The organism is Vibrio sp. 10N.222.46.A1 (assembly GCF_041473595.1).
Lineage (GTDB): Bacteria > Pseudomonadota > Gammaproteobacteria > Enterobacterales > Vibrionaceae > Vibrio > Vibrio tasmaniensis_A.
Genome location: NZ_JBFRSN010000488.1, coordinates 1 through 3,224, shown reverse-complemented (window position 1 = coordinate 3,224; position 3,224 = coordinate 1). Strand labels below are relative to the sequence as shown.

The 3,224-nt window shown below is 45.7% G+C and carries 2 protein-coding genes; both read right to left on the bottom strand.

The window, feature by feature from the left end:
* Positions 1–1,011, bottom strand: a 1,011-nt coding sequence (locus AB4496_RS14445) for a hypothetical protein (protein WP_136975508.1), incomplete at its 3' end; no start/stop codon positions are given.
* A 611-nt stretch (positions 1,012–1,622) separates the two neighbouring features.
* A partial coding sequence (gene traD / locus AB4496_RS14440; RefSeq protein ID WP_372131212.1) for a type IV conjugative transfer system coupling protein TraD occupies positions 1,623–3,224 on the bottom strand: 1,602 nt, incomplete at its 5' end.

The following is a 3,224-nucleotide window of genomic DNA, read 5'->3' as shown; positions in this document are numbered from 1 at the left end:
TGTTACCTTGTTGCTGGTCAGCTCAGGTGTCAGAAATATTCTAGGCGTAAATTGCAGGTATCGTTCCTTGGGGTATAGAGGCAGATGGATGTCGAGTTGGTGTTTAATGGCCGATTGGATCTCTGAGTGTGCTTGAGTGTAGCATTCTGACCATTCAAGACTTTTTGCCGCCTCAATGGGTGACATGCCCCGGGCATATAAATCGATATAGGGTGTCCAATCTATCTTGATGTATCGGTATGGGATTTTTTTGAGATGCGCTGCAAATGCCTTAAACCATTCTTTCCATTGGTCGTCATATTCGTGGGTCATTTTTCCGTTGAGATAATTAAGACCTTTGCGAGTAAAAGTGACGCACCTTTGATCATCGTTGAGTTCTAGGTAATTTTCTGAAATCAGTTGCTCTAAGATGTCTCTGATTAGCATGCCAGAGTGTGGGTAAACATCCAAAGCGCGCTCTTTTGCTTGAGACTTGCTCAAGCTCATTCGCTTTTCTTTCATGTGCGCTAGATACTGAGTGTTGATAGGGTCTACTTGGTAATTTTTTGTTCTTGGCCACAGCCAATCTAAAAGGTCGCGGGCATAGGCCGTATTCGGTCCTAATTCTAACGTATAGGACGTTGGCGCTTTGGGTAGGGGGGGAAGCTCTTCTTTATTGCCATTCATGGCGTTTAACTCTTCGGTAGTTAAGTTTCTTAGTATGACATGGGTAAAGCCTTCAATATTGTCGATGTGCTCCCCCAAGCTGACTCTGACACTTTGGATGAAAGGAATGATGGATGCTTGGTTAAATAGAATGTTGTGGGTTGGCTCGTGGTGCGTGACTGCTTGCGCTTTTAAGTCGTCCCAGTCGCCATAACCTACCGCTTGAGCGCAAATCGATAACCATGTGTTTTTTTCGGTGGCGTTGCCCTGAATGATTTCAGCGAAGGTAAGTTGATCGAATATAGTGTGTAATTGTTTCTTTAATATCGGTAGATGGTCAGAATTAAAGAGGGTCTTATTTGACATGGTAATTCCTTGATGAATGAACGTAAAAAAGCCTTGCCATTGCAAGGCTTGGAAGAGTGGTTGAGTGATTATTCGAGATGATGAGGCCCTAGGGTGTCGTCTCTATGGGGCGTTACGCTTTTCATCGATTTTCCTTTAATGAATCTCATCAATGATAGGGCTTACGTTATGGTGCACTATAACTAAATATCTAGTCATGACTAAGATTGAGTCAGTGCACTTTTTGACACGCTGGGTGCCAAGTACATGAAAGTCAGGCCTATCGAATTCAATAAACCAAATAACGAGTACTTCATGCTGATGCTCAGGAGTAAAGCGAATACTGCAAAGGTGAGTACGATGTAGTGAGGAGTGTTGGGGCGTTTTTTAACAAAAAAACCACGATGCGCTTCAAACCATACAGTGATAAAAAGCCAGTGGACGCGATGAAAAGTTGCGTCCACTGAAATTGACTCTCGGTGATCTGCATAAAACAAAGTGCAAAAAATAAGAGTGAGACGACCAAGGTCTCGAAGATTAATGTAGACAAACTCGGTAACATAAAAATACCTAATACATTTGGTTTGCAATGACCTATTTCTGTCTTGTGTGGCTATCGACTATTTGATGCGCTATTCAACCATATCGCCCGCTTCCATCTCGATATCTTGAGATATCGCCGACTCGTCGAGCTCTTGATGCGCGCGATCTTGAGGGGCATTGTCTGATTTGAGCTTTTCCGACTCCTTGCTGGCTAACGCTTTGACTGTCTCACTTCGTTGTGCTTGTTGGATTTGGTCGGTTTCCAGCTTCATCTCTTCCGGCGTTTCAAATTGCTTGGCTTGGATTTCTGTGAGTGCGTTACGCTCTTCTTCGTTGAGGAGCATACCTGGGGCGACACACTCAAAGTAAATCGCTTTTTGATACGCTTTGGTCATGGCGGGCGATGGGGTGTAATCACGTTTTATAAAGGCCGGTGTCACATCTCGCATCTTATCAAAGTGCAAATCCAGTCGAGTGATAAAGCTGCTTCCTGGTACGCGAAGGTAACATTGTAAATCATCCATGGCTTGGATTTCACTGCTAGAGACAACAGGGCGGGTGACGGTTTGGTGACCAATCGATACCCCATCACGGAGTGCATTTGCACCGTAAGAAATGTGCTCTCTTGAGACATCCACCTCTTGCTCACCCAAATCTTTGGATGAGATTTGTGCCATCTGCGCTGATGGGGCGCGAAAGTAAAAGCGAGAGTTGAGTAAATCAAAAATAACGTCCGCGGTATTTTTTCCGTAGGTTTTCACGAGCTGCGCATAAGACTGGAGACCAATCACATAACAGCCCCCAAACTTACGCACTTCGGCAATGATGGTGTCAAGCTCAGGCAGTTTATGCAGACTTGGCATTTCATCCATAATCACCCAGATACGGCGGTCTTCATCGGCTTTGAGTCCCAAAATAGCGTTAGAGGCAATGGCAAGCCAAGTTGAAATTAAAGGACGCAATGAGGCGTGTTGCTGCGCGTTACTCGATAAAAACAAAAAGCCTTTTTGTTTGTCATCTTGTACCCAATCGGTGATAGAAAACGGTTTACGTTTGGGCTCTCCTTTCGTGTCTTTGTCATCCAAGCCATCTAAAAAGCGTAGGCTCTTAATGTAGGTAGCGAGCACCGACTTAATGGAGATGGCCGTCTTTTTGATGTCTTTCGAGACCAGGGAAGCAGACTCTGTGCCTTGCAGGAAATTACCCAGGGTTTCAAGTTCAGACGTGAGTATCAGGCTAAGCAGCCTTGCGGTCGAGCAGGGCTTGTCATCTTGGCTCATGCGATACGCCGCACTTGAAAAGATAGTCCGGGCGGAGTCGACCCAGAATGGGTCACCTTCGCCATGCTGCGGGATAAGGGCGCTGGCGATATTTTCAAAGTCAGGGGCTTCTTTTGCATCGCACCAGACATCCCAATTGGCGCAGCGTTCATCGAAGGGGTTGAGTAAGGTGTCTTGGCTAGGGTCAAAGAACTTACTGGTAAAGGTGCAGCCTTTATCATAAATAATCGCTTTATCCCCACGTTTGCGTATCCAGCGCAGCAGTTTCCGCAGCATGACGGATTTACCGGCCCCTGTGGTGCCGTCAATCAGCATGTGCTGCACTTCAAACTCACGTTTAAATAAGGCCAGCCCATCCACTTTGAAATCAGAAATTCGTCCGTTGCCTACACCCTGTTTCTTGAGTTTCTT